This is a genomic window from Microbacterium sp. NPDC091662 (genome assembly GCF_044756705.1).
Taxonomy (GTDB): Bacteria; Actinomycetota; Actinomycetes; order Actinomycetales; family Microbacteriaceae; genus Microbacterium.
The window spans coordinates 1,641,360-1,667,164 of sequence record NZ_JBIVTM010000001.1; the positions used below are offsets into that span (position 1 = coordinate 1,641,360).

The 25,805-nt window shown below is 69.6% G+C and carries 30 protein-coding genes; 21 read left to right on the forward strand and 9 right to left on the reverse strand.

Annotated features, from left to right (window positions below; translation table 11 throughout):
• The first annotated feature begins 23 nt into the window (after window positions 1-23).
• The 10 genes from ACIQLD_RS08040 (at window position 24) to ACIQLD_RS08085 (ending at window position 11,155) form a co-directional block, all read left to right on the forward strand.
• Window positions 24-2,858 carry a tape measure protein gene (locus ACIQLD_RS08040; protein ID WP_402607051.1) on the forward strand — a complete coding sequence of 945 codons (2,835 nt, stop codon included), beginning with the start codon at window positions 24-26 and terminating at the stop codon, window positions 2,856-2,858.
• On the forward strand, window positions 2,855-3,631 hold the full coding sequence (locus ACIQLD_RS08045) for a hypothetical protein (RefSeq protein ID WP_402607053.1): 777 nt from the start codon (window positions 2,855-2,857) through the stop codon (window positions 3,629-3,631). The genes ACIQLD_RS08040 and ACIQLD_RS08045 overlap by 4 nt, the downstream gene beginning before the upstream one ends.
• A 3-nt stretch (window positions 3,632-3,634) precedes the next feature.
• Window positions 3,635-6,277: a phage tail spike protein gene (locus tag ACIQLD_RS08050; protein ID WP_402607055.1), complete on the forward strand. Its 2,643-nt coding sequence runs from the start codon at window positions 3,635-3,637 to the stop codon at window positions 6,275-6,277.
• 9 nt (window positions 6,278-6,286) lie between these two features.
• The gene (locus tag ACIQLD_RS08055; RefSeq protein WP_402607058.1) at window positions 6,287-6,463 is read left to right on the forward strand and encodes a hypothetical protein; all 177 of its coding nucleotides are present in this window, start codon (window positions 6,287-6,289) and stop codon (window positions 6,461-6,463) included.
• Entirely contained in the window at window positions 6,460-6,933 is a 474-nt protein-coding gene (locus ACIQLD_RS08060) for a hypothetical protein (RefSeq protein ID WP_402607060.1), read from the forward strand. Before ACIQLD_RS08055 ends, ACIQLD_RS08060 begins: the two co-directional genes overlap by 4 nt.
• Window positions 6,934-6,941: 8 nt before the next feature.
• Window positions 6,942-9,038, forward strand: a complete 2,097-nt coding sequence (locus ACIQLD_RS08065; protein ID WP_402607063.1) for a glycosyl hydrolase family 18 protein — start codon at window positions 6,942-6,944, stop codon at window positions 9,036-9,038.
• 214 nt (window positions 9,039-9,252) lie between these two features.
• Window positions 9,253-9,957 carry a peptidoglycan-binding protein gene (locus tag ACIQLD_RS08070; RefSeq protein ID WP_402607065.1) on the forward strand — a complete coding sequence of 235 codons (705 nt, stop codon included), beginning with the start codon at window positions 9,253-9,255 and terminating at the stop codon, window positions 9,955-9,957.
• Window positions 9,936-10,379: a hypothetical protein gene (locus ACIQLD_RS08075; RefSeq protein WP_402607067.1), complete on the forward strand. Its 444-nt coding sequence runs from the start codon at window positions 9,936-9,938 to the stop codon at window positions 10,377-10,379. The genes ACIQLD_RS08070 and ACIQLD_RS08075 overlap by 22 nt, the downstream gene beginning before the upstream one ends.
• Window positions 10,380-10,382: 3 nt before the next feature.
• Window positions 10,383-10,706 carry a hypothetical protein gene (locus tag ACIQLD_RS08080; RefSeq protein WP_402607070.1) on the forward strand — a complete coding sequence of 108 codons (324 nt, stop codon included), beginning with the start codon at window positions 10,383-10,385 and terminating at the stop codon, window positions 10,704-10,706.
• Entirely contained in the window at window positions 10,703-11,155 is a 453-nt protein-coding gene (locus tag ACIQLD_RS08085) for a hypothetical protein (RefSeq protein WP_402607073.1), read from the forward strand. Before ACIQLD_RS08080 ends, ACIQLD_RS08085 begins: the two co-directional genes overlap by 4 nt.
• Before the next feature lie 53 nt (window positions 11,156-11,208).
• On the opposite strand, the gene ACIQLD_RS08090 is transcribed toward ACIQLD_RS08085, so the two are convergent.
• The gene (locus ACIQLD_RS08090; protein ID WP_402607075.1) at window positions 11,209-11,649 is read right to left on the reverse strand and encodes a helix-turn-helix domain-containing protein; all 441 of its coding nucleotides are present in this window, start codon (window positions 11,647-11,649) and stop codon (window positions 11,209-11,211) included.
• 61 nt (window positions 11,650-11,710) lie between these two features.
• Window positions 11,711-11,911: a hypothetical protein gene (locus ACIQLD_RS08095; protein ID WP_402607077.1), complete on the reverse strand. Its 201-nt coding sequence runs from the start codon at window positions 11,909-11,911 to the stop codon at window positions 11,711-11,713.
• A gap of 152 nt (window positions 11,912-12,063) precedes the next feature.
• Between ACIQLD_RS08095 and ACIQLD_RS08100 the strand changes: the two genes are divergently transcribed.
• From ACIQLD_RS08100 to ACIQLD_RS08145, 10 genes are all read left to right on the forward strand, one after another.
• Window positions 12,064-13,017 (forward strand): DUF932 domain-containing protein, encoded by a 954-nt coding sequence (locus ACIQLD_RS08100; RefSeq protein WP_402607079.1) that lies wholly within the window; start codon window positions 12,064-12,066, stop codon window positions 13,015-13,017.
• Between the two features lie 56 nt (window positions 13,018-13,073).
• On the forward strand, window positions 13,074-13,577 hold the full coding sequence (locus tag ACIQLD_RS08105; RefSeq protein ID WP_402607082.1) for a hypothetical protein: 504 nt from the start codon (window positions 13,074-13,076) through the stop codon (window positions 13,575-13,577).
• A gap of 44 nt (window positions 13,578-13,621) precedes the next feature.
• Entirely contained in the window at window positions 13,622-13,876 is a 255-nt protein-coding gene (locus ACIQLD_RS08110; RefSeq protein ID WP_402607085.1) for a hypothetical protein, read from the forward strand.
• A 1-nt stretch (window position 13,877) separates the two neighbouring features.
• Entirely contained in the window at window positions 13,878-14,090 is a 213-nt protein-coding gene (locus ACIQLD_RS08115; protein WP_402607087.1) for a hypothetical protein, read from the forward strand.
• 98 nt (window positions 14,091-14,188) lie between these two features.
• On the forward strand, window positions 14,189-14,437 hold the full coding sequence (locus ACIQLD_RS08120; RefSeq protein ID WP_402607090.1) for a hypothetical protein: 249 nt from the start codon (window positions 14,189-14,191) through the stop codon (window positions 14,435-14,437).
• Window positions 14,438-14,554: 117 nt separating this feature from the next.
• Entirely contained in the window at window positions 14,555-14,785 is a 231-nt protein-coding gene (locus tag ACIQLD_RS08125; RefSeq protein WP_402607093.1) for a hypothetical protein, read from the forward strand.
• Between the two features lie 53 nt (window positions 14,786-14,838).
• Window positions 14,839-15,042 (forward strand): hypothetical protein, encoded by a 204-nt coding sequence (locus ACIQLD_RS08130; protein ID WP_402607096.1) that lies wholly within the window; start codon window positions 14,839-14,841, stop codon window positions 15,040-15,042.
• A gap of 94 nt (window positions 15,043-15,136) precedes the next feature.
• On the forward strand, window positions 15,137-15,406 hold the full coding sequence (locus tag ACIQLD_RS08135) for a hypothetical protein (protein WP_402607099.1): 270 nt from the start codon (window positions 15,137-15,139) through the stop codon (window positions 15,404-15,406).
• A 71-nt stretch (window positions 15,407-15,477) separates the two neighbouring features.
• Window positions 15,478-15,969, forward strand: a complete 492-nt coding sequence (locus ACIQLD_RS08140) for a YajQ family cyclic di-GMP-binding protein (protein ID WP_402607102.1) — start codon at window positions 15,478-15,480, stop codon at window positions 15,967-15,969.
• 455 nt (window positions 15,970-16,424) lie between these two features.
• A complete protein-coding gene (locus tag ACIQLD_RS08145) occupies window positions 16,425-17,057 on the forward strand; it encodes a GntR family transcriptional regulator (protein ID WP_402607105.1) in 633 nt (210 codons plus the stop codon).
• Window positions 17,058-17,063: 6 nt separating this feature from the next.
• Here the strand turns inward: ACIQLD_RS08145 and ACIQLD_RS08150 are convergent, their stop codons facing one another.
• The 5 genes from ACIQLD_RS08150 to ACIQLD_RS08170 form a co-directional block, all read right to left on the reverse strand.
• The gene (locus tag ACIQLD_RS08150; RefSeq protein WP_402607108.1) at window positions 17,064-18,071 is read right to left on the reverse strand and encodes an alpha/beta hydrolase; all 1,008 of its coding nucleotides are present in this window, start codon (window positions 18,069-18,071) and stop codon (window positions 17,064-17,066) included.
• Between the two features lie 71 nt (window positions 18,072-18,142).
• The gene (locus tag ACIQLD_RS08155) at window positions 18,143-19,516 is read right to left on the reverse strand and encodes an FAD-dependent oxidoreductase (protein ID WP_402607111.1); all 1,374 of its coding nucleotides are present in this window, start codon (window positions 19,514-19,516) and stop codon (window positions 18,143-18,145) included.
• Between the two features lie 60 nt (window positions 19,517-19,576).
• Window positions 19,577-20,638, reverse strand: a complete 1,062-nt coding sequence (locus tag ACIQLD_RS08160; RefSeq protein ID WP_402607114.1) for a polyprenyl synthetase family protein — start codon at window positions 20,636-20,638, stop codon at window positions 19,577-19,579.
• A gap of 46 nt (window positions 20,639-20,684) precedes the next feature.
• The gene (locus ACIQLD_RS08165; protein WP_402607117.1) at window positions 20,685-21,404 is read right to left on the reverse strand and encodes a class I SAM-dependent methyltransferase; all 720 of its coding nucleotides are present in this window, start codon (window positions 21,402-21,404) and stop codon (window positions 20,685-20,687) included.
• The gene (locus ACIQLD_RS08170; protein WP_402607120.1) at window positions 21,401-21,964 is read right to left on the reverse strand and encodes a hypothetical protein; all 564 of its coding nucleotides are present in this window, start codon (window positions 21,962-21,964) and stop codon (window positions 21,401-21,403) included. Before ACIQLD_RS08170 ends, ACIQLD_RS08165 begins: the two co-directional genes overlap by 4 nt.
• Window positions 21,965-22,020: 56 nt before the next feature.
• Between ACIQLD_RS08170 and ACIQLD_RS08175 the strand changes: the two genes are divergently transcribed.
• Window positions 22,021-23,274 (forward strand): isochorismate synthase MenF, encoded by a 1,254-nt coding sequence (locus ACIQLD_RS08175; protein WP_402607123.1) that lies wholly within the window; start codon window positions 22,021-22,023, stop codon window positions 23,272-23,274.
• A gap of 13 nt (window positions 23,275-23,287) precedes the next feature.
• On the opposite strand, the gene ACIQLD_RS08180 is transcribed toward ACIQLD_RS08175, so the two are convergent.
• Both ACIQLD_RS08180 and menD read right to left on the reverse strand, forming a co-directional pair.
• A complete protein-coding gene (locus tag ACIQLD_RS08180) occupies window positions 23,288-24,130 on the reverse strand; it encodes a polyphosphate kinase 2 family protein (protein ID WP_402607126.1) in 843 nt (280 codons plus the stop codon).
• Window positions 24,131-24,146: 16 nt separating this feature from the next.
• On the reverse strand, window positions 24,147-25,796 hold the full coding sequence (gene menD, locus ACIQLD_RS08185; RefSeq protein ID WP_402608503.1) for a 2-succinyl-5-enolpyruvyl-6-hydroxy-3-cyclohexene-1-carboxylic-acid synthase: 1,650 nt from the start codon (window positions 25,794-25,796) through the stop codon (window positions 24,147-24,149).
• Window positions 25,797-25,805: the final 9 nt, after the last annotated feature.

Consider the following 25,805-nt stretch of genomic DNA (forward strand, 5'->3'; position numbering starts at 1 on the left):
TGGCTACCGCGTGGGTCCGGCTCGTGCCCTCTCTCGAGGGTGCGACCGGGTCTATCGCGAAGGAACTCGGCGCGGTCGACACCAAGAAGGTCGGCCAGTCCGTTGGCGGGCAGTTCGCCTCCAACATCGGGGCCGGTATCAAGTCGGCCGCGACCGGCGCGGTCGCCGTCGGCGCGGCCGCGCTCGGCACGGCGCTCGTCAAGGGCATCGGGCGGCTGTCGTCGCTCGACCAGGCCAACAACAAGCTCATCGGACTCGGCCACTCGGCCGACGGGGTGAAGCAGATCATGGGCGACGCGCTCGCCTCGGTGAAGGGTACGGCGTTCGGCATGGACGCCGCCGCTACCGTCGCGGCCTCCGCGGTCGCTGCCGGTATCAAGCCCGGCAACGACCTGCAGCGCACGCTCAAGCTCGTGTCGGACGCGGCGACGATCGCCGGGACCGACATGGGGTCGATGGGCGCGATCTTCAACAAGGTTGCGGCCTCGAACAAGGTCCAGATGGACGTCATCAACCAGCTCCACGACGCGGGTGTGCCCGCGCTCGCATCGCTGGCTGAGTACATGGGCGTCACGGCCGAGGAAGCCACGAAAATGGCATCCTCCGGCGAGATTGACTTCGCGACGTTCCAGGCCGCTATGGAGCAGACGCTCGGCGGCGCTGCGGCCTCGTCTGGAAACACGTTCTCGGGCGCAATGGCGAACGTCGGGGCCTCTCTCGGCCGCGTCGGCGCTGGCCTGCTCGGCGGCGTGTTCCCGAAGCTCGCGCCGCTGTTCCAGTCCGTCACGGCGGCCCTCGGGCCGATTGAGGACAAGGCGGCCGGTATCGGCGCGGTGATCGGCGAGAAACTCGCGCCGGTCCTCGAGTGGCTGACGCGCGCTCTCTCGGGCGGGCTGGGCCAGCTCAAGATCGCGCCGCAGGTACTCGGCCCGGCCGCGGCCGCGTTCATCGCGCTCGGTAGCTCGGGCCTCGGGCCGCTACTCAAGATGGTTCCGGGCCTCGGAGGCTTCGCCTCCAAGCTCGCGTTCCTGGGCGGTCCCGTCGGCATCGCGATCGCGGCCTTCGCTGGCCTCGTCGCGGTGTCCCCCGAGCTGCAGGCTGCGCTCGGCACGCTGCTGCAGGCGCTCGGCTCCGCTGGGGCCTCGCTCGCGCCCGTGCTCTCTCAGCTCGCGGCGCTGCTCTCGAGCGCGCTCGTCGGCGCGATCAACGTCCTGACGCCGATCCTCTCCGGGGTCGTCACCGTCCTCGCGGGCCTCATCCAGTGGGTGTCCGAGACGGACGGGATGCTGCAGGGCCTCGCGATCACCGTCGGCGTCGCCGCGGCCGCGTGGGGCACCTACAAGGCCGTCACGGGCGCGATCGCGTTCGCGGGCATCATCGCCGGGCTGTATCAGAAGGTCGCGGCCTTCACGGCCCTGACGATCGCCAAGGGCAAAGACCTCGCGATCACCGGGGCGCTCATGGCGATGTACGCGCGCGACTTCGTCGTGAGCGCTGCTCGCGCCGTCGCCTCGCTCGTCACCCAGACGGGCGCGTGGATCGCGAACACCGCGGCGAAGGTCGCCAACAAGGCGGTCGACGTCGGGTCGAGCATCCTGCTCTACCTGCAGGTCGGCGGGCTGCTCATCGCTCAGATGGCTACCCAGACCGGCGCGTGGATCGCGAACACCGCGTCCAAGGTGGCGAACACCGCGGCGACCGTCGGCTCGCGTATCGCGCTGCTCGCTGGCGCTGCTGCGATGGGCGTCGCTACGGCCGCGCAGTGGGCACTCAACGTCGCCATGAACGCGAACCCGATCGCGCTGATCGTGATCGCGATCGCCGCGCTCGTCGCGGGCCTGATCTGGTTCTTCACGCAGACCGAACTCGGCAAGGAAATCTGGGCCAACTTCACGACGTTCCTCGGCGAAGCCTGGAACAACGTCGTGGCCTGGGTGACCGGCATCTGGGAGGGCTTCTCGGCGTGGATCACCGAAGCGATCGGCGGGCTGTCGGCCTGGTGGTCCGGCATGTGGCAGGGCATCGGTGATTTCTTCACCGGCCTGTGGAACGGCATCATCGCCTTCGCGCAGGGCATCTGGCAGGTCTACATCGGCTGGCTGATCGACGCGATCATGTTCGTGCTCGCGAACTGGAACGCGATCTGGGCGCAGGTCGGGCAGGTGTTCTCTGACATCTGGAACAACATCGTTTCGTTCGTCCAGACGGCGATCGCCAACGTGCAGAACGTCATCATGACCGTGGTCAACGCGATCGTGAGCTGGTGGACCGGCGTCTGGAACGGCGTCTCGTCGTTCTTCTCCGGCCTCTGGAACGGCATCGTAGCGACGGTGCAGGGCGTCGGAACCGCCTTCTCGAACGTGTTCAACGGCATCCGCCAGGCGATCGCGAATGCGTTCTCCGGCGTCGTGAACATCGTGAAGCAGCCGATCAACGCGATCATCGGCCTCATCAACGGCGCTATCGGCGGGCTGAACCGCCTCAAGGTGTCGATCCCGGACTGGGTGCCGGGCTTTGGTGGGCAGACCTTCGGGCTGTCGCTGCCGAAGCTCCCGATGCTCGCGAAGGGTGCCACGGTGCTCCCCCGCCAGGGCGGCACTATGGCGATTCTCGCCGAGGCGGGCAAGCCGGAGTCGGTCGTCGACACCGGCCTGATGAACCGCGCGCTCGAGGAAGGGCTCAGCGGCAACGGCGGCGGGTCCAGCACGGTCGTGCAGGGTCCGCTCGTGCACGTCGATCAGATGATCGTCGACTCCGACGAGCGGGTCGACGAGGTGGCGCAGGCGCTCTACGAGCGCGGCGAGCGTGCAGGGCGCGCGCAGGGCAAGGTCAACCTGGACGGGGCGGTGATCGAATGAGCTTCACATTCGGCGACTTCGACACCGACTCGCTCGGGCTGATCGCTACGCTGCGCGAGCTGCCGTCGGTCGACGGGCTGCAGCTCGAGACGTTGGAGGCCGTCGGTACCGACGGCCGCGTGCTCGGCGGCACGACCCGCTCCGGGTCGAGCTTCACGTTCGACGTCATCCTCGAGGGGCGGTCGCCGGAAGAGGCGGCCGCCCACCGCGAGGCGATCGCGCTCGCGCTCGACCCCGCAAGGGGCGAGCAGCGGCTCACGTTCGACGCTGCGCCCGGCTGGCAGTGGGCGGGCATCCTGTCCGCTGCGATCCGCTGGCAGCGGGTGACGTGGGACGCGGGCGCGGGCTACAAGCTCCGCGCTGACGTGACGTTCGATGCGCTCGAGGCGTTCGGCCGTCCGGTCGTCGATGAGGTGTGGCAGTACCTCACCCCCGGCACCCGGAAGGTCAAGCGCACGAAAGGCAACGCTCGCTCCTACCCGACCGTCGAGGTCGAGGGCACGCTGACGGCCGAGCAGAAGGTGACCGTGACGGTCGGCGACCTCGTCGTCGATGTGTCCGGCCCGCTGCAGACCGGTCAGGTGCTCCGGCTCGACTACGACAAGTTCGACTTCGGCCGATGGGTCGGACCGCTCAAGGCCGCATCGGTCGTGCGCGGCATGTCGACGCTCGACCGCGCCGAGATGTGGCCGGGCGAGGAAGTGACATTCAAGATCGCGACGACCGGCACGCTCACGCGGACCGCGCTCGTCGCCAACTCACGGAGGCAGTGACCTATGGGATGGGATTCGAGGCTGGCATGGTCGGGCGAGGTTCCGCTGTCGTGGCCGGGCCTCGGTCCCGTCGCTCTGCAGCGCTTCACCGAGCGCAACGGAACCGAGTTCGCTGACGCGGTCGAACCGTCGCGCGTCTGGAAGGCGATCAACATCGACTTCGCGGGCGCGTCGTCGGGCGACCACACCGAGGGCCGCTGGGGGAAGGAAGTCGGCTTCAACCGGGTAGACCCGGCCGCCGAGAAGGGCCGCGTCACGCTGCCCTACTTCGACGGGCTGTGGCCGTCCTCCGGCAAGCTGCTCATCGGCCTGTGGCTGCAGCACCGCTACACAATGGCCTTCACGCCGTTCCTGTCGACCCGCGGCGGCTCGTCGCCGCTCGTCTACCTCTCCGGCTACTCGGCCGGGAACCTCCGTCACCAGGTCTACAACGCGGGCGGGGCGACCGTCGGCGACCTCGGCATCGGCACGCCGTGGGGCATCACCTACGGCTACCAGTGGGTCGGACAGCTCGTCGACTTCGACGCTCGCACGTCCACGCTGATCTCCGTCAACCGGGACACCGGCGAGTCATGGATCAGCCCGGCGCTCGCGCTCTCCGGCCCGCCCGCGGTTGCCTCCAAGGCCGACCTGGACGTGTTCTCGCTGCAGACGGCGGGCTACTGGTCGGGCGGCTATGTCGACGAGGTGCTCGTCGCGCACCCGTCGGCGTCGTTCAACCTGCGCGGCTTCGTGGATGCCCTCGCGGGCGGCACCTGGGCGCGGGGCGAGGACGAGTCCGTGGCGAACGTGTTCTCCGTAACCGACACCGCTGTTACGGCGAACACATCGGGAACGCTGCAGACCGGTGCCGAGCGCGTCTCGTGGACCGAGCGGCCGGACCCGTCGATTCGAAACGCGGTCCCCTACTGGTCGACCGACAACGGCAAGACGTGGCTGACCGGCGCTCAGCTCCCCGCGCGCCTGACGGGCCTCCTGCGCTGGGAGATTCCGCTGACGTCCGGCTCGACGTTCACCGGCCTCGAGCTGCTGCCTCCGGCCCCGACTATCGCTCCGATCGACAACCAGTCGGTCGAACAGCGCGGAACCCTCACAGTGCCGCTCACGGCCTCGTGGGCGGGCCTCGCGCGCTGGACCGTCACCGCGGCGGGCGTAGCGGGCGAAGTGTCCGGCACGACGCTGACGCTGCGGCCCGGCTGGGCATCCGGCGATATCCCCGTCACGGTCACGCTCCGCGACGACTGGGACCGGATCGCTACGCGGTCGTTCATGCTCAACGTCTACCCTCAGCCGTGGGAACCTGCCGAAGCTCCCCAGTACCCGCGAACGCCGATCGTGATCGGCGACGGCGACGAGGCCGAGGCCGTGATCGACTCCCTTTCGGCGTCGGTCGTCAAGGAGCTGAACGGCGAGCATCTGCTCGAGTTCTCGCTCCCGCTGCGACACCCGAAGGCCTCCCTCGTCGTCAACGAGCAGCCCGTCGAGCTGGCGGGCGAGCTGTACCGCATCCGCCGCGTGACGACCGAGCGGAAGGGCCGCGCGCCCGCGCTCGCGGTCTACTGCGAGGCGAAGTTCTACGACCTCGCCTACGCGGGCCAGGTGCCCGCTCGCGAGTACCTGCAGGCGGCCGCGGGAACGGCGATCGAGGACGCGCTCGTGGGCACCGGCTGGACGCTCGGCGCGGTCAACGTCACGACCCGGCGCACCTACTCCGTCGAGGAAATGACCCCGCTCGCCATGCTGCGGCTCATCCAGTCTCAGCACGGCGGCGATCTGCTGTTCGATGGGCGGGCGCAGACCGTGTCCCTCGTCGCTCAGTCGGGGCGAGACAACGGCGTGGCGTTCATGTACGGACGCTCGCTCTCCGGCTCGAAGCGGGTCGTCGACACGACGTCGCTCGTGACGCGGATCATCCCGCGCAACGCGGACGGCGTCGGCATCGAGTCCGTCAACGGCGGGGTGGCGTGGGTGGAGGACTTCACCTACACCGACGAGGTGCGCTCGGCGGTCTACAACTTCGCTGAGGGCGCGTCGCCGTTCACCATGCTCGCTATGGCCTCGGCGACGCTCGCGAACCGGTCGAAGCCGTCGTACTCCTACGAGTTCACGGTCGCCGACCTCTCGCACTCGTCCGGCCAGCCGGTCGACGCTTTCGACGTCGGCGACGTCGTAACGGTCGTCGACCAGGAACTCGGCATCCGCGAGTCTCAGCGCGTCCTGAAAGTCGAGCACGACGTCGCCCGCCCGTGGGCGTCGAAGATCACGCTGTCGGGCAAGCTGCGCGAGCTGGGCAGTAGCTCGGCCGCGCAGGACGCGGCGCTCTCCACCGGGTCGACCTCGTCGACCTTCGACCTCGTGCCCTACAACCTGCTCAAGAACGCCCGCTTTGACAACCTCCTGGCCCACTGGGCCTCGTCGGGCGCGACGGTCGTCGATGGGCGGGGGACGGGCGACTACGCGGTCCGGTTCGCTGGGTCCGGCACGCGCTGGATCGAGCAGACCGTCCAGCCCGACAACCGCGACGTCTATTCGCTCTCGCTCGACGTGACGTCGTCCGAGGCTGGGGTGGTCCCGACGCTGCGCGCGATCGCCACGGTCTATTACGAGGACGGATCGTCCGAGTCGATCCCCGTCGAGCTGGCCTAGGAGGTCATCATGCAGGGCACCTTCCGCGTCCAGAAGCGCGTCGCTCGCGTGACGCTGCGCATCGAGGTCACCGCCCCGGCTGCTCCCATCGACGTCACCGACGTGATGCTGCAGCCGGGCGCGGTCACCTCGGGCTGGCTCCCGCATGTGTCCGAGATGCCGTGGTCGGCGGGGGTGGCGTCGTGACTCGCGTCGTGGCTCGCATCCCCGCCGCTCGCGGCCGCGTCGACCGAATCTCGGTCCAGGTGCGAGTAGACGACATGCCGCCCGGCGTCGAGGTCGACGTGACCGACGTCGTGCTCACGGGCGGCGCGGACCCGTCCGGCGTCGTCCCGCACCCGTCCGACCTCGCGCTCCGGCGCGGGCAGCGCCAGTTCCGCAACGGGACCGTCACGCGCTCGGACACGGTCATAGCTATGGCGAATGCCGACCGCGCCTCCCCGTCGCGCGTGCACGTCTCCGGGTCCGGCGAGGTCCGCGTGGGCAGCTTCCGGTTCGGCGCTGTCCGCGGCTCCGCGATCGCCGACGGCGAGGCGGGCACCGCGTCGCAGGGCTGGGGCCGCGTCCCGCTCATCACCGAACGTTCCGACCTGCACGCGCGGGTCGATATCACCGCGCCCACCCAGCTAATCGTCGAGTGGGTCGATCGAATCTAGGAGGCCCCGTGCGCACATGGGTATGGGTCGGGCACATGTGGACCGACCGGGTCCGCGCCGCGCTCGAGAACTACGGCGACCAGATCACCGACGTGTCGATCTTCGGCTGGTTCGTCAACGCGGCGGGCGAGCTGTCGCTGACGTTCGACCCCGAGCTGCTGCTCCCCTACCGGGAGAAGTGGCCGCACCTGCGGTTCTGGCTCGCCTTCCGCAACGACGGCAACGCCGCGATCTTCCAGGCGCTACTCGATCGCCCGGCATCCGGCGCGCTGCTCGTGCGTCGGCTGGGCGAGGAACTGGACAAGTACCCGTGGCTGTCCGGCGTCGACATCGACCTCGAGCGCGGCGGTGCGGCCCGCAACGCCGTACCGGCCGAAGACCTGTTCCGGCGCATCGCCGCGGCGTGCCACGAGCGCGGCCGCGAGTGCTCGGCTGCTCTCCCGCCGCTGACCGCGACCGGCTCCGTCGGCGGCGAGGACTGGGTGCGCTATCGACAGCTCGGCCAGATTCTCGACCACATGGCGATCATGTCCTACGACTTCGCCTGGTCCGGCTCCGCGCCCGGCCCCGTCTCCCCCGGCTTCTGGATGAAGGAGGTCTACGACTGGGCGACGTCGCAGGTGCCCGCGCACAAGCTGATGATGGGCCTCCCGCTCTACTCCTACTTCTGGCAGATCGCCGACTACCCGGCGAACCTCGGGCTGACCTATCGCGGCTCGTCCGGCACCTACTACGCGGCGTGGCAGTACTTCACCGGCTACCGCGCGCTCGACGGTTCCGACGCGAACCCGGAAGGCTCCGGCAAGCATCGGCGCATCGGCTGGCTCGCGTTCCGCGATCCGGGGTCCGCCTCGGCCTGGGGCCTGCTCGGCTGCTACGACTGGCGCCACGCCTACGACTGGGACGCGGGGTCCGCCTCGGGCATCACACGCGCGACCTACGACGGTCGGCCCTACGCCGTCCGGTACGGCCAGCCGGTCGGCGTCCCGCGCTGGTCGGTCGCTGACAACAGCGGCCGCGCGACCGGCGCGACGTACTCGCTCACGCCTCGGCGCGTGCGCGACGTGTCCGGCGCTCTCGTGTCGCCGAAGGTCGGCTACACGGCGACGGTGGAGCTGCTCAAGCGCTACCCGGTCGCCGCGACGATCCTGGACGACAACGCGAGCACGGCGCAACAGCTCGCCGACCTCTACCGCGCGACCTCCGGCGCGTGGTCGCGCTGGTCGAACGGCGAGTACCACCAGTACCGCGGCAACGGACAGCTCGAGTTCCGAAACGACTTCGGCGGCCAGGCGCTCTACCTCGAGGTGAGGGCGCAGTTCGCCGGGGACGGCTGGTCCGGCGTGACGGCCCGCGGCATCACCGCCGAAGCGCATCCGTCCGGCCGCGTCCGCATCCGCCGCGGCGCGACCGTGCTGCAGGAGGTCGGCGTCGCCTCGCGGCCGATCGGCGCTGCTGCTGGATCGGGCCGGTTCTATCTCGGCCTCCGGGTCCGGGACGGCTCCGCTCGGGTCTACTTCGGTCTGTCCGACTCCAACGTGCTTCCCCGCGTGATCCAGGTGAACACGACGCCGACGAACGGCATCGCGGGCCTGGTGTCCGAGGGCGGCCTGTGGGTCGATCGCGTCTATCTCGGCGACGGCTGGTGGTACCAGCCGCGCGAGGCGGTCGAGGTCACCATCGGCAACCAGACGCGCGTGCTCGGTCGCATCCCGCGGACGGGCGTCACCTGGGACTCGCAGAACCGGTTCCGGCCGAACGGCGACCTGGACGAGTTCGAGACGCGCACGCAGGTGCCGTCGCTCGACTGGGTCTACGACCACTGGCAGGACGCCCCGTTCGTTACGGACGCGACGTCGCCCGTGCGCGTCGCTCTGCTGGATCACGACGTCTGGGTCGGCCGCGTGTTCGCCGTCGACCGCGACGGGGCCACGATCGCTTTCTGGTCGGACGCCGAGACGGTCGTGCACTGGCGCGACCGCGCGGTCAACGACTGGGGCCTCTCCGGTATCGCGATGTGGACGCTCGGCCAGGAGGACATGCGGACCTGGGACGCGCTCGCGGGCGGCGAGCTCTCCGCGGACACCAAGCGCCTCAACATCTGAACCTTGGGCAGATTGCTCAGCCGACCCCCCCGGCCGGCACGAGCAAAGTGCTCAATCCCCGGCCCCGATCGCACCCCGCGATCGGGGCCTTTGTCATGCAACGAAAGGACAGGCACATGGCTGGCAACCCCACCTACGACGCCGATCAGATCGGCCCCGCGCCCGACGAGCTGCTGCAGGTCGCCGAGCAGGACGCCGAGAAGGGCGGTGCGTGATGGCTACTCTCGACGGCGTCGCTGGCGCTGACAAGCTGCTCGCGTTCGGCACCTACCGCGCGGGCCTCTGCCTCGAGGCCGTGTCGAAGGCGCTCGGCTCCTACTACCTGACGAGCGACAAGCCCGGCTGGTACACCTACGCGCTGCGCGGCTGGCAGAACACGCCCGCGAACCGCAAGCGCTCCGATCGGAACCCGCCGAAGGGCGCGGTCGTCTACTTCTCGGCGAGCGGCAACGGCTACGGCCACATCTGCCTCTCGCTCGGAGGCGGCCGCATCGCGTCGACCGACGTTCCGCGTAACGGCGTGGTCGGCGTGACCACGATCGACGCGCTCGAGCGCGCGTGGAACCGGACCTACCTCGGCTGGGCTGACTGGCTGATGGGCCACGAGGTCACGGTCGCCGCGGTCGCGCCTCCGACGCCCGGCGTCGCGGCTCCGGCGTTCCCGCTCCCGTGGACGTCGTACTTCGGCCCCAAGAGCGGCCCGGCCGCCTCGGTGTCGGGCTACTTCTCGCACCGCGAGGATCTGCGCCGCTGGCAGAAGCGGATGCAGGACCGGGGCTGGAACATCAACCCGGACGGCCTCTACGGCGACCAGACGCGCGACATCGCGAAGGCGTTCCAGCGCGAGAAGGGCCTGACGCCTGACGGCCTGATCGGCCCGGCGACCTGGGCGGCGGCATGGACCGCGCCGATCACGTGACCAAGGCGACGCGGCAGCCGCCGCGCTGGTGGCTGGCGATCAAGGAGCCGCGCGTGCTGCGCCTGGTGTTCCTGGTCGGCTACGTGGCGACGTTCCTCACGGGCGTCGCCACGCTCGCCTCCCCGCCTCGAACGATCGAGGGCGAACTCGGGCCGATCCTGTCGGTTTCGTGGGCGCTGTTCTGGATCGTCGGCGGCGTCGCCGGGGCCGCGACCGTCCTGCAGGGCTGGTGGCAGGTCGAACGCTACGCGGTCGCTGCAGCGATGTTCGGCATCGGCATCTACGGCCTCGTCGTCATCGTCCTGCACGCGACCTCGGAGGGCAGCCGCCTCACCCAGTTCGGCCAGCTCATCATCGCTTTCCTGTTCTACGTGCTGCGCCTGGTGCTGATTCGAGGACACGACTTCGAGCCTCGGAGGTAGTACATGGACATTCGCGACGTCGCTCTGCTGCTGACGGCTGTCGGCGCGACCGCGATCGTCCCGAAGATGACGTCTGCCCTGTGGCGGGCGATCACGGGACGCGCAACACGGCAGCGCCGCGAGATTGATCGCGTGCGGGCTGAGGCCGCGGCCGCCGACAAGCGGGCAACCGCGGCCGAGGCCCGCGCCGACGAACAGGCGTACCAGCGCCGCATCACCCAGGAGCACGCGAGCTGGCTTCGGCGGCTGCTGCTCGAGGCCCCGTGCGTCGACCCGGCCACGATCCCGCCTCACCCGAACTACCACCGTCGGAAGGACGACACATGAAGAAGGTTCTCAACCGCATCCGCGTATGGCTGAACGACGCTCGTCGGCAGGCCGTGCACGCTGCGCTCGGCACGCTCGCGACGCTCGGCGTCACGGTCGGCCTCATCACCGACGAGCAGTCGACCGCGCTGCTCGGCCTCACCGGCTCCGTGCTCGTGCTCGCGCAGGGCGCGCTCGGCCTCCTGCTGCTGCATGGCGGCGAGGGTTACCGGTGGTTCGACACGGTCGGCCGCGGGCTGATCTACGCGGCCGCGGCCGCGGCGGGTGCCGTCGGCGTCGTGTTCGGCATCGTCGGCGACGAGACGGTCACGCACTGGCTCGGCATCCTGTCCGTGGGCCTGACGGTCGTGTCGTCGTTCCTCGGCGTCGTGAACGTGCAGACCGTGCCGTCGGATGCTGACGGCCGCCCGCTCACACGGCGCGAGTACCGCGCGCTGCTCGCCCGGTAGCACAGAGGCCCCGGCCGCTCCCATGTGGGGCGGCCGGGGCCTCTTTCGGCGTTTCAGGCGCGGGCTGCGCGTGCCTCCACGTCGCTCCGCACGAGGGCGATCGCCCGCTCGCCGACGCGGTGCCCGGCCAGCTTGCCCTCGGCGACCATCTGCCGGACGCGCTGCTGCGACACCCGAAGAATCTCGGCGGCCTCCGGTGTGCTCAGAAGCTCGGGGACCGGGACGTCGCCGACCCGCTCGTCGGCCTCGGCCTCGGGCATGACGTCGAGGCGGATGATCGTTCCGCTGATCGCGTGCTCGACGACGGCCGCGGCCGTCCGCGCCGCGGTGACGATCGTGTCGGCCGGGAAGGTGAGCCGGACGGCCTGGTGGCCGCGCGGCGTCACCCCGAGGCTGACCGCGAAGTCGGCGAGGGCGTCCATCGCGGCGTCGAGCTGCTCCGGCGTGAGGTCGCCGCGCCGGGCCACCTCTACGTCGACCGTGAAGTGCTGCATGGTGTCTCCTATGCTCGGGTCCGGGGACCGGCCTACTTGCTCTAGGCCGGTCCCCGCTGTCTTACCGTCGGGGCCAGATGAATCCGGCCCGCTTGCAGTGGGCGAGGCTGTTCTTCCAGGACCGCCCGTCGCCGGGGGTTCCGGCGAACGTCGTGATCCGCACGCCGCCCTTGCGCACCGTGAGGTGCCCGTTCCGCGTCTGCTCGACCTCGAAGCCCTGCGCCTCAAGCTCTTTCACGAGCTTCCGTAGTTCCTTGTGCATTTTCTCTCCTTTCCCTGGGGTAATGCAACTCTAAGTGAACGCTTGCGCTAGCGCAAAGCGAATGTTGCAAGTTCTTGGAGTTGCAACCCCCACCGAAGGTGCGTAACGTAAGTACCTGTAAGCGGTACACACCCCACCGAAGGAGCTACACCATGAACGCCACCGACACCCGCCTCGCAGCCTGGGACGTCCTCGGAACCCGCCTCTCCGGCGTCCGCGGCTCGATCGACGCGATGAAGGAGTCCGACCTCGCGGGCTGGAACGTCCGCAAGGTCGACCTGTCCGCCTCCGAGGTCACCGACACGGGCGTGACCACGCTCGAGGTGCCGGACCGCTGGGCGACCGTCCGCACGAACCCGACCACGGGCGGCACCGAGTACCTCGGCGTCGTCGGCTCGCACTACCAGCCGATCCAGAACGAGGAGCACGCGACCCTGCTCGACGCCGTGATCGACACGGGCGACGCCCAGTGGGTCGCCGCGGGCGCGTCCCACGGCGGCAAGCGCACGTTCATGACGATGCGCCTCCCCGACGAGGTGCAGATCGGCGGCAAGGACGCGCTCGGCCTCTACCTCGTCGCGTTCAACAGCCACGACGGCTCGTCGTCGTTCAAGTTCGCCGTGACCCCCGTCCGCGTCGCGTGCACCAACATGCAGGCGGCAGCGCTCAAGGGCGCTGTCTCGTCGTTCTCGATCCGCCACACGGCCGGAGCGGGCCGCGAGCTGGCCGAGGCTCGCCGGGCGCTCGACCTGACCTACAAGTACGTGGAGACGTTCGAGGCCGAGGCCGAGGCGCTGCTCGCCCAGCGCTACACCAACGCCGAGTTCGACAAGTTCGCCGGGACGCTGTTCGGCGTCCAGGACGAGGGCAAGGCCTCGAAGCGGGCGCTCGCCAACCGTGACGGCATGATCGCGCTCTACCGCGACAGCGACACGCTCGACGGCATCCGCGGCACCCGCTGGGGTGCCTACCAGGCCGCGACCGAGTTCATCGACCACGTCGCCCCGGTCCGCGGCCGCAACCAGGCGCTCGCCCGCGCCACGCGCTCATTCGACGGCGCATCCCAGCGCACCAAGCAGGCCGCGTTCGCGCTGCTCGGCGCGTAACCCCCTCCGGGGCCGGGCACCCGCCCGGCCCCGCACCCCAACACGAAAGGCCCGACATGACCGATCAGACCCCCGAACAGGTCGCCGCCGCCACTCTCGCCGAGGCCGGATACGCCGACTGGTATCGGCCGTACCAGGAACAGGTCGCCGAGCTGATCGCCGCGGCGGTCACCGCCGAACGCGCGGCGCTCGCGGCGCTCCGCGACGAGGCCCGCGCGGCCTCCTACGCGATCGCCGAGAGCCGCGAGTCCGAGTCGTTCGACGACGTGATCGACGCGCGCGACGCCGCCGACGACGTGCTCGGCCGCTTGCTCGGCGGCGGTACCCCGGATGCCGAGCGCGAGTGCGATCGCTGCGGCGACGGCGTGCAGACTCTCTCGTCGCGCGACATGTGCGACGGGTGCGAGGCTGAGGTCGACGGCCTCGAGCGCTGCCCGAACTGCGGTGAGTTCGTCGAGCCGTCCGACATGAGCCACTGGCCGAACCTCCGCGAGCCGGTGAGCATGTGCTCGTCGTGCGTCCACAACGCGCGCCGCTCTGGCTGGGAGCCGGGCGCGTGAGCGTCGCCACAGCGGCCCGCCCTCGCGCCGGTAGGGTCGTCCGTATGGGTGATGTCGACTACCTCGATCTGGCCGCGATCGCGGCGCTGCTCGGCGTGCAGGTCAACACCGCGCAGGTGTACCACAAGCGCGCCACCCGTAACCGCCGCGAGGGCACCCCGAAGGACTGGGACATGCCGGTCCCGGATGCCACGTTCGGCCGCTCCCCCGCGTGGCGCGAGTCGACGATCAAGGCGTGGATCGCCGCCCGGCCCGGCACGAACACCGAGGCCGCGACCGAGGCTCGTCGCAAGGGCTGACGTGGACCCGCGGCCCGGCTCGTCGCTCGGCGACCCTGACGAATCGCTCGAGCTGACCTATCTCCGCTCGGGGATGGAGCCGCCCTGGGAACGTCCGAAGAAGGACGGCGTCGATGTGACCGATCGGCCGGAGCTGCAGACGCCGTTCCAGCGCCAGCGCCGCGCCGAGTTCGAGGCCCGGCTCGCCCGCTACCGCGACGAGGGTCTGCTCTAACGCGGGGCCGGGGCTGACGCTCCGGCCCCGAATTGCAGACCCCGGCGAAGGTGCGTAACGTAAGTACCTGTAAGCGGTACACACGAACAGGAGCCACCATGACCTCGCAGAACTTCGTCCAGCTCAACATCAGCGACAACGAGGGCTACGCGCCCGATCAGGTCGGCTCGACCATGACGCTCGGCGCGCTGCTCGAGTCGCTGCAGGATGCGGTCGACGAGTTCGGCGAGGATGCGACGGTCGTCGTCGCGAACGGCCAGCGCTACGGGGCCGGTTACGGCAAGCTCCGTGTCGACCGCTACGGCGAGGTGTTCTCGCGGCCCGCCGCCGAGGACGACGAGTTCTGACGGCGGCCGCGCGCCGGGGCTGATCGCTCCGGCGCGGGCACCCCGAATTGCAGACCTTCGCCGACCCACGTAACGTAAGTACCTGTAAGCGGTACACACGATAACAAGGAGCTAGACATGGAACTCGAATCGCCCCTCAGCCTGACCGAAGCGATCTACGCGATCGCCGTCGACCAGGACGACGTCGACACGACCAACATCATCGACAAGGTGCGTCGCGCTCAGGCCGTCGTGCTCGACTACGCGGGCGGCGACGCCGAGGCGCTGCACACGCTCCGCTCGCCCGACGAGGTCGACAACATCCTCATCATGATCACCCGCAACGGGACCGTCGACATCTTCGCCTGAACCCCTCCGGCCGGGCGGTCCCCCCGCCCGGCCCCGACCTCTCGGGAGCCGCAATGCCCAACGAACACGTCCTCCGCATCATCCGCCTGATCCACAACCGGCCCGAGGGCCTGACGGCCGCCTACGACGCCGCGACCGACCGCATCCGGGTCGAGTGGGCGGACTTCCCGTTCTCGCCCTCCACGGGGCTGCTGAACGCCAGCGCGGCTACCGACGAGCAGGTCGGGACCATGCTGCAGCGGTTCCTCCACGCCTGACGGCCGGGCCGGTCCCGTGGGCGAATTGCAGACCTCGCGGGACCGGCGTAACGTAAGTACCTGTAAGCGGTACACACGAACTAGGGAGACTCACATGGACGCCTCGATCTTCGACACCTTCGCCCAGGAGGCCGAATGGCTCGGCTACGGCTACCTCGGCGCTCGCCTCCGGCTCACCGACGAGCAGCGCGCGAAGGCCGACGCGATCGTGCTCGCCCACTTCGCCACTCGCTCCGACGCCGGGACGAAGGCCGGGGAGGACGCCCTGTTCGAGTGGTCCAACTCCCGGCTCGGTCGCTGGTTCGGCGAGTCGTTCGAGGGCGGCTACCGCTCCGGCCGTTACCTCGAGTACCTGCCCCTCTGATCCACCGCCTACCGGCCCCGCTCCCGCTCTGGGGGCGGGGCCGCTCGCTGTTTCCGGGCGAATGCGCGAATATGGGTTATATGGATTCTTTTGACATCGTCTCGAAGGTCGACCACCAGGAGGCGGAGAACGCCCTGAACCAGGCCCGCAAGGAGATCGAACAGCGCTACGACTTCAAGGGCACCGGTGCGTCGATCGCCTGGAGCGGCGAGAGCATCCTCATCATCGCGAACACCGAGGAGCGGGCCAAGGCCGTGCTCGACGTGTTCCAGTCCAAGCTCATCAAGCGCGGCATCTCCCTGAAGAGCCTCGAATCGGGCGATCCGTTCGCCAGCGGCAAGGAGTTCCGCATCGTCTCGACGCTCAAGGACGGCATCTCATCCGAGAACGCGAAGAAGATCAACAAGATCATCCGCGACGAGGGGCCCAAGGGCGTCAAGAGCCAGATCCAGGGCGACGAGCTGCGCGTGCAGTCCAAGAGCCGCGACGACCTGCAGCAGGTGATCGCTCTGCTGAAGGGCGCCGACCTCGATCTCGACCTGCAGTTCATCAACTACCGGTAACCCGCCGCGACACGTCGCTGAAGGGGTCGGATGCCGTGGCATCCGACCCCTTTTTCGCACCCTGTCCAATTGCATACCGATATATGGGTTGAGGTACCCAAGACTGGAAGTGGTCGACTCGATGCGACCGATGACGCGAACGCCGCATGACGCACTGCCGTCGTAGGGCTACGCGATCTCGGGATTGCGAGCTTGCCCTCGTGGGGACGAGGCCGCGGCAGTTCCATGCGCTCGCGTCTTCGGTGGCCGGCGGATGCCCTGCATCCGCCGGCCACGGAACCACGGGGCGAGAAGACCACGAGTAAGAAGAGCCCACCTGAGTCACGCTGCGCGCCCCCACGCGGTTCGCGGACTCAGGTGGGGCTGTTGGCATCCGACGCGACTTCATGATGTAGTTGCCCTCCCGGGCGAATCATGGGGCGCTCGGGATCAGAAGGGCAACTGGGGGCGGATCCATGGGGAGTATCGGATCGACGAACATCGGGGAGAGCAAGCAGCTCTTGGCCGAGGAGGTCTTCCACCACATCGGCAGGCAGATCATCGACGGCACGTTGGCAGAGGGTGAGCGCATCCGCGATGTCGACGTCGCCGAAGAGCTGCACGTGTCGCGGACACCGGTTCGCGAGGCGCTCCAGCGCTTGGAGCGACTGGGTATGGTCACGATGTACCCGAGCCGGTACACCGAGGTCACGGCGGTGACGCCCGAGACGATGGCGCAGTCGCTCGAGTTCGCGGGGTATCAGGCGGGGATCGCCGCGCGACTGGCAGTCCCGCGGCTCACGGCAGCTCAGCGCGAGCATGTCATCACGCTGGTCGCAGCGATGCATGCGTCGTTGGACGACCTGGCGATGACTTCCGGCACCCGTTGGGCGGTGTTCTCGTACCTGGGTTCGCACAGCGGCAACGAGCAGCATCGCACGTTGATCGACGATGCGAGCATGGTGCTGTTCCGCAACCTTCGGGACTGGGTGGTCCCCGCGTCCGATCGTGCGCGGATGGGACAGCTCTACGAGGATTTCCGCGACGCCGTCCACGACGCCGACGGCGACAGCGCCGAGCGCCTCGTCAGGGCGATGTACTACGTGTGAGCGAGGTCACTGCGCCGCACGCCAACCGGTGACCCATCTGTCCAAGCGCCGGTAGGCGTCTTCCCGTGCCTCGTGCCTCGAGAGGAAGACGTCATGGAGGGCACCGTCGATGCGCTCGACAGTGACGCTGGGCCCGAGTCGGAGCGCCGCCCTGGCGATGTCGTCGACCACCAGGACCGAGTCGGCGGATGTGAGGTCGTTCGACCAGCGCGTGGGCGGCACGAAGCGCGCCGAGAGAAGCACACACACCGGTGCTGTGATCGACAGCCCGGCCGCCACGGTCTTGTGCCCGGAGAGGACGGCGTGCAGCCACCCCGCGTACACGGCCATCGTCTGCGCGGGGCGCCACACGGGGTTCACCTCCATCGGGTCCTCCGGATCGGCGACCTCCTGCTGCGCACGGGTGTAGAAGCCGAGGTCGATCTGCGGCGCGGCCTCCATCGGCCGGATCCGCGCCTGCAACTCGACCATCGGCGCGATCGCAGCCCTCGCCGGGGCGAACTGGAACTCCAGCCAGGGGCTGTTGAGGATCACCGCGTCGGCGGCACCCGGGTGCCGCGATGCCCACAGGCTCAGCGTCAGACCGCCCGTGGAATGCCCGAAGAGGACGAGCTGCCGGTCCGACTCGAGGCCGCCCTCACCTCGACCCATCGCATCCAGCGCCGCGCCGATGTCTTCGTCGTAGATGGCGAGATCGGCGATGTACCCCGGGGTCTGCCCGTCGCGGAGGCTGCGACCGTACTTGCGCAGGTCGAGGGCGAAGAAGCGGGCACCACGAGACGTCCAGAATCGAGCGAGCCGCTTCTGGAAGAAGTAGTCGGACCAGCCGTGCACGTACAGCACATCGGCACCGTCGAGAGGTGGACGGTTTCCGCTCGCCCGCGCCCACAGACCCGGCCGCTTCGGCAGCGCACGCACCAGGGTCGCCACGACGGGGCCCTGGTCATCCGTGCCGAGATCGAGCGTCAGCTGCTCGAACTCGTCACCCAGGACATCTGGGATCCACTCGGCCATGCGTTCCTCCCCCGTCGTCGCCAGGCTAGTCCAGCGCACGACCGGTCGGGGGAAGGCCGACCGCAGCGGTGCTACTCGCCGCGCGAGACGCGGACCATCTCGTCGCGCGGGACGACCTTGACACGAGCGCGCTCGTCAGGGGCGCCGAGAGCGATCTCGTGCTCGTCGAGGCGGTGCCAGCCGTCGAGGTCGGTCCAGCGCACGCCGCGCTCCTGCAGGAGCTCCACGATCGACTCCTCCGAAGGGTCCTCCGGGTGCCACCACGACCCCTGGTCGTTGATGATATGACGCACGGTCTCCATGGCATCCGACTTCGTGTGCCCGATCAGGCCGACCGGGCCGCGCTTGATCCACCCGGTCGCGTAGATGCCGGGGACGCGGTCGTTCGAGTCCTTCGCGAGGACCTGACCTTCACGGTTCGGGATCACGCCGTGCTTCTTGTCGAACGGAACGCCGGGAAGGGGCGAGCCGAAGTAGCCGATGGCACGATACAGGGCCTGCAGGGGCACCTCGCGCAGCTCGCCGGTGCCGACCGCGCCGCCCTGGCCGTCGGGCTGGGTGCGCTCGTACACGAGGGCCGCGACGCGACCGCTCTCATCCTTGCGCACCTCGACCGGCTTCGCCCAGAAGTGCAGGTGCAGACGTCGCGACGCCGTGCCCCCGGCGTTGTTGACCGAATCACGCTTGCGCCAGGACTGCAGGATGCGATCGATGACCATGACCTGCTTGTTGCTGGCGACGGCGTCTTTGGCGGCATCGTCGTAGTCGAAGTCCTCGTCGTACACGACCATGTCGACATCGCGCAGCTCGCCGAGTTCGCGCAGTTCGAGCGGCGTGAACTTGACCTGCGCCGGACCACGGCGCCCGAACACGTGCACGTCGGTGATCTCGCTCGCCTGCAGACCCTCGTAGACGTTGGCAGGCACTTCGGTGACGAGCAGGTCCTCAGCGTGCTTGGCCAGCATGCGGGCCACGTCGAGCGCGACATTGCCGTTGCCGAGCACTCCGACGGATGCCGCATCCAGCGGCCATTCGCGCGGCACGTCGGGATGCCCGTCGAACCAGCTGACGTAGTCAGCGGCTCCGTAGGAGGCGACCGCATCGATGCCGGGGATCTCGAGCGAGGTGTCACGGATCGCACCGGTCGCGAAGATCACCGCGTTGTAGTGCTTCTTGAGGTCTTCGAGGGTGATGTCCTCACCGAAGCGGACGTTGCCGAACAGGCGGATGTCACCACGGTCGAGCACGTCGCGGAGGGCGGTGATGATGCCCTTGATGCGGGGGTGGTCGGGCGCGACGCCGTAACGCACCAGTCCGTACGGCGCGGGGAGCTGCTCGAAGAGGTCGATCGAGACGTCGAACTTGCGCTCCGCCTTCAGCAGGATGTCCGCCGCATAGATGCCGGCGGGGCCCGCACCGACGATGGCCAGTCTGAGCTTGGTCATGGGAGGTCCTTTCGTATGCCGTCGCAGCCGGCGCGCGACCCGACGGGCCGCCGCGCAGATTCAGCTGGAGCGTTCGGCGAGGGTCTCAGCGAATCGGGTCAGCGACTCGCGCACGGTGCCGCGAGGGAGAGGCCGGAGGGCATCGACGGCATCCCTGGTCCACGCGTGCGCGAGTTCGAGAGTCTTCTGCGTCACGGCGTGGTCGCGCAGTTCGTCCAACGGGCCGTCGAGGATCGCCGCGTCCGCGCCGTCGGCGATGAGGGCGACCCCGTCGTCGATGCGCGCCGCGAGGTCGATCGACGCCTCGTCGCCCTCCGCCTTGAGCAGCAGGTAGGGCATCGTCGGAACACCGGCACGCAGGTCGGTCCCCGGCACCTTGCCGGTCTCTTCAGGCTTCGCTGAGAGGTCGATCACATCGTCGAGCAGCTGGAACGCGACGCCGATCTTCTCGCCGTACACGCGCAGGGGCTCCTCGTACTCGGAGGGAGCGTTGGAGAAGATCACACCGCCCTGCGTGGCGGCGGCGATCAGGGAACCCGTCTTGTCGGCGAGTACCTGGATGTAGAACGCGATCGGGTCGTCGCCGTCCTGCGGTCCCAGGGTCTCGTGCATCTGACCGAGCACCAGACGCTCGAACGTGTCGGCCTGGAGGCGGATGGCCCGCTCCCCCAGCCGCGACATCAGTTGACTGGCGCGGGAGAACAGGATGTCGCCCGTGAGGATCGCGATGTTGTTGCCCCACACGGCATGTGCGGCAGGGACCCCTCGGCGGCGGTCGGCGCCGTCCATGACATCGTCGTGGTACAGCGAACCGAGATGCGTGATCTCGAGGGCCTTCGCGACGTCGATGACCTCGGCGGTGTTGCCGTCGCCGAGCTGTGCAGCGAGGAGCGTGAGCACGGGGCGGATGCGCTTGCCGCCGGCCTCGTACAGGTAGCGGCTGGCGGCGTCGGCCAGCGGGTCTGCGACGCGGACGTCGTCGGCCAGACCGGTCTCGACGAGCTCGAGCCCGTCTTCGATGGCGCGCGCGACACGTCGTGCGGCAGGGCCGATGAAGACGCGATCGCTGAAGCCGAGACGGCTCGCCAGTCGCGAACCCGGGGCGATGGGGCTCGAAGTCACGTTCTCAGCCTACCTTCGTCGGATGTCGCGGTTTCGCCCGAGAGACTCACTCCGGCTTGCGCGCTCTGTGCAGGGCGACGATGCCGAACGAGAGGTTGCGGTAGGCGACGTCGCCCCAGCCCGCCTCGCGGATCCACGCCGAGAGCTTCTTCTGGTCGGGCCACTCGCGGATCGACTCGTTCAGATAGTCGTAGGCGTCGCCGTTCGTGCCGGCGACGCGGGCCACGCGCGGGAGCACCTGGGCGTTGTAGAACCGGTAGGCGCCGCGGAAGAGCTTGCCCGGTGGGGTCGAGAACTCGTTGATCACGAGCCGTCCCCCGGGCTTGGTCACGCGGTACAGCTCGCGCAGGGCCTTCTTCGGGTCGTTCACGTTGCGCAGCGCATACGACATCGTGACCGCGTCGAACGTCGCATCCGGGAACGGCAGATCGGTGGCGTCTGCCTGCACGAAGGACAGGTTGCGCATGGCGCCGTGCCGACGCTCGCCCTCGGCGAGCATCCCCGGCGAGAAGTCGGCCGCGACCACCTCGGCGCCGCTGCGTGCGAGGGACGCCGACGACGAGGCCGTACCCGCGCCGAGATCGAGGATCCGCTCCCCCGGCTTCGGAGCGACCGCCCGGGTGGTCGCCGCGCGCCACAGCACGTCGTTGCCGAAGGTCATCGCCGTGTTGGTGCGGTCGTACCCTGCGGCGACCTGGTCGAACATGCCGCTCACGCGGGCGGGGTCCTTGCCGAGATCGGCGCGGTTCTTCTCGTTCGAGGTCACGAGTTCAGTCTAGGCGCGAGGCCCAGCGCTTCGAGGCGGTCGAGCCACGGATCAGCCGTCGCATCGTCGAACGGCGCGGCCTGGGCACGCACCCGCTCCTCGAGGTCGAGCGCGAGGGATTCCAGATGCGACATGACGTCGGCCGGGTAGCCGTAGCGGACGCTGTGCTCGGCCCACTCGTCGCGGTCGTCGACCCACGTTCCCCGTTCCCCTTCCACGCGCACCACGTCGAGGTCCATGTCGATCCCGGTCGCCAGCAGCGGGTCGTCGGACCAGCGGATGTCCCACCCCAGATCGATGTAGATGCGCATGCCCTTGCGGTGACGGCGATTGACGGTGAGCGCATGGTCGCCGCTCGCCGGGACGAGGGTGACATTCGGGCCGCCCGCGTGGAACTCGGCCCCGGGGCGCACGCTGTGCCATCCGACGGGCTGCCCGATCCAGTCGCCCCACTCGTCGGCGCCGAGATAGACGCACTCGTGCCGCCAGTGCGGCGAGCCATCCCACTTGCGCCACTGGAAGACCATCTCGGTGCCGGGTGCGGGACGTGCGTCGCTCATCCGCTCACCCTACGACCACGCGGATCCATGCGCCCTGAGCGGCATAGGCTGGAGACGTGCACACCACCCACCTGGTCGTGGAGACCCGCGAGATCGACCCGGTCGAAGACCTCCTGGCCTACGCGGACCCCGCGCGCCCTCTTGCCTGGCTGCGCCGTGGAGACGGGATCGTCGCCGTCGGCAGGCCGCTCACGGAGATCCGCCCCTCGGTCGACGCCGGCGCGTCTCGCGTCGAAGCGCTCGCGGCCATCTGGCGCACCATGTCGGCGCAGACCGAGGTCACCGACCCGGTGCGGCTCCCCGGCAGCGGGCTGGTGGCCTTCGGCGCATTCACCTTCGACGAGGACTCGACCGCAGACAGCGTGCTCGTGGTGCCGACGCAGGTCGTGGGACGACACGGCGATCGGTTCTGGCGCACCACGCTCCGCCTCGCCGATGCCCCGGAGGACCGCGCTGCCCTCACCACCCAGCCCTACGGGCCGCACTGGGCCGGCACCGTGGGCCCCGGAGCGCAGAGCCCGCAGGGTTACCAGGATTCCGTGCGCCGCGCCCTCGCCCGCATCGCCGACGGGGAGTTGAGCAAGGTCGTGCTGGCCCGCGACCTCACCGGGAGCATCCCGGCAGGCTCCGACCTGCGTCGGCTCGTGCGCGCCCTCTCGACCGGCTATCCCGACACCTGGGCGTTCGCCGTCGACGGCCTGATCGGTGCGAGCCCCGAGACGCTCGTCACCGTGCACGACGGCACCGTCACCGCACGGGTGCTGGCCGGGACGATCGGCCGCGGCGCCGACGCCGACGCCGACACCGCGGCATCCGCTCACCTCGCGTCGAGCGTCAAAGACCTCGACGAGCATCAGTACGCCGTGCAGAGCGTGCTCGCCTCGCTGCGGTCGCACACGCGGGCGCTGGCCGCGAGCGAGCAGCCCTTCCTGCTGAAGCTGCCGAACCTGTTCCACCTGGCGACCGACGTCGAGGGTGAGCTGGCCGATGGGGAGAGCGCGCTCGACCTGGTGCGGGCGCTTCATCCGACCGCCGCCGTCGCCGGTACTCCGACGCCGGTGGCGATCGCCGCGATCCGCGAGCTCGAGCCCTTCGACCGCGGTCGCTACGCGGGACCGGTCGGTTGGGTGGATGCCGCGGGCAACGGCGAGTGGGCGATCGCGCTGCGGTGCGCCCAGTTCACCGGTCGCCAGGGAGAGATCGGAGTGACGGCCTACGCGGGTGCCGGGATCGTCGCCGGCTCCGACCCCGAGAGCGAACTGCTCGAGACGCGCGTGAAGTTCCGCCCCCTGGTCGACGCGCTGGCCTGACCGCGACCGACCCTCAGCTGGCCGCGAGACGCTTCTTCTCGGCCTCGACGTCGAAGTCGGCGAGCGGCCACTGCGGGTCGATGTCCTCCAGGGCCGCGAGCAGCAGTTCCTGCACGGCCAGCCGGGCGTACCACTTGGCGTTCGCCGGGATCACGTGCCACGGGGCCACCTCGGTCGACGTGCGCTCGAACACCGTCTGGTACGCCTCCATGTACTGCGGCCACAGCATGCGCTCGTCGACGTCGCCTGGGTTGTACTTCCAGTGCTTGTCCGGGCGGTCGAGGCGCTCCATCAGCCGCGACTTCTGCTCTTCGGGCGAGATGTGCAGCATCACCTTGACGATGCGGGTGCCGGAGGCCGCGACCCGGGCCTCGAAGTCGTTGATCGCGTCATAGCGCCGCTCGATCGCGTCGGGTGGGGCGAGTTCGCGGACGCGCCCGATCAGCACGTCCTCGTAGTGGGAGCGGTCGAACACCCCGATGAACCCCGGCTCGGGCAGACGCTTCTCGATGCGCCACAGGAAGTCGTGCGCGCGCTCCTCGTCCGTCGGTGCCTTGAATGCGGCGAGCGCGACGCCCTGGGGGTCGACGCCGCCGACGACGTGCCGCACGATGCCGCCCTTGCCCGCGGAGTCCATGGCCTGCAGCACCAGGAGCACCGCGTCCTTGGCCACCCCCACACGACTCTCGGCGAAGAGCCGCTCCTGCAGCACGTTGAGGTCGGCCAGCCCTGCGGCGAGGTCGGCGACTCCGCGGGATTTGCCGTGGTGGAATCCGGGTTTGGCGTCGGGGTCGATGTCGGCGAGACGGAATCCGTCGTCGACTCGCAGCGTCTGCGTCCAGGTGTGCGCGTTCATACGCACATCCTGCCAGTCAACGCTCCAGCGGCACCTCGATGATCTGACGACCACCCCGGGGCGAGGTCAGTGCCTGATCCAGCGCCGTGCGGGTGGTGACCCGCTGGTACTCCCAGCCGTAGGCGAGAGCGAGGTGCTCGAGGCGGACCGTGTGCGGCGTGTAGAAGGCGCGATCGAGGTCGGCCGGGCGCGCGGAGGAGGCGACCTCGAGCGCGTCGAAGATCGTGCCCCCGCCGTCGTTGCCGACGATGACCTGCAGCCGGGGCTCGGTCTCGTCCGGCGGCAGCAGCAGGGCGCCGACGTCGTGCAAGAAGGCCAGGTCACCCAACAGCACCCGTGTCACTCCGGGGGCACCGGCGGCCTGACTGGCGATGGCGACACCGGTCGCGGTGGCGATCGTGCCGTCGATGCCGGCGAGACCACGGTTGGCGTGGACGGGAACCTTCTTGCCGCCGAGCACCTCATCGGCCACGCGGACGAGTCGGGAGGATCCGAACACCAGACGGTCGTGCGGCCAGGTGGCGCGCCACACGGCGTCGACGAGCAGTTCGCGATCGAGCGGACGGCGCACCGCGTCGAGCTCGGCCTTCACGGCTTCTCTGCGCGCCGCGAAGTCGTTCGATGCGAGTGCCTCCGGGTCGGGGGCGTGCTCGCTCAGGTCGACGGTCTCGGCGGCGGACGCCCGCATCCACTCTCCGAGCCAGGTGCGATCTGCGGCACCCGGAGCGACGATCACGGCGTCGACACCGCGCGTGCGGTGATTGAGGTTCAGCTCCTCGCCACCGCGGTGCACGGCCACGACCTCGACATCCTGTCGCGAGAGGAGTGCGGCGACCTCACGGCTGAGCGTCGGGTGGCCGAGGACGACGACCCGCTCGACGCGTCCACCGAGATCCCCACGCGCGAGCAGTCGACGGTAGCCGCGCACGATCTGGCGTCCGAATCGCGCTCCGCTCACGATCTCGGCGATCAGCGGCCAGCCACCGGCGTGCGCGATCTCCTCGGCGTCGGGCCCGGCGTCGGCACCGGCGACCACGATGGTGCGCGGGGTGCGGTCGAGCTCGAACGGTGCGCTTCTCAGAGCCTCCGGCGCCTCGCCCGGAGTGACGGCGATCGCGGGCAGCTCACCCGAGAGGGGCTCTCGGGACGGGAGGTTCAGATGCACGGGCCCGGCGATCCCGCGAAGCCCGCTCTCGACCTCGCGAGCACCCATCGCCGCGGCCACGGCCTGCTCGGCGAGTCCTGACCAGTCGCCGTCTCCCGGCACCGGAGCGTCCAACTGGTCGCGCACCCACGGATGGAAGAGCCCGTCCTGGAGAGTCGCCTGGTTGGCTCCGACCCCGCGCAGCTCGGGCGGACGGTCGGCGGTGAGCAGCAGCAGCGGCACCCCGGAGTGGAATGCCTCCATCACCGCGGGCAGCAGGTTGGCGACGGCTGTTCCCGAGGTGCACACCACGGCAACGGGAACGCCCGTCTCCCTGGCGATGCCGAGAGCCGTGAAGCCGGCGACTCGCTCGTCGATGCGCACATGCACCCGGACGTGTCCGTCGTCGGCGGCGCGTACTGCGGTGAGCGCGAGCGCCTGCGAGCGCGAGCCCGGCGACACCACGATGTCGCGCACGCCCTGGGCGATGAGGTCGGCGATCAGGGATGCCGCGGCATCCATGGCCGGTGA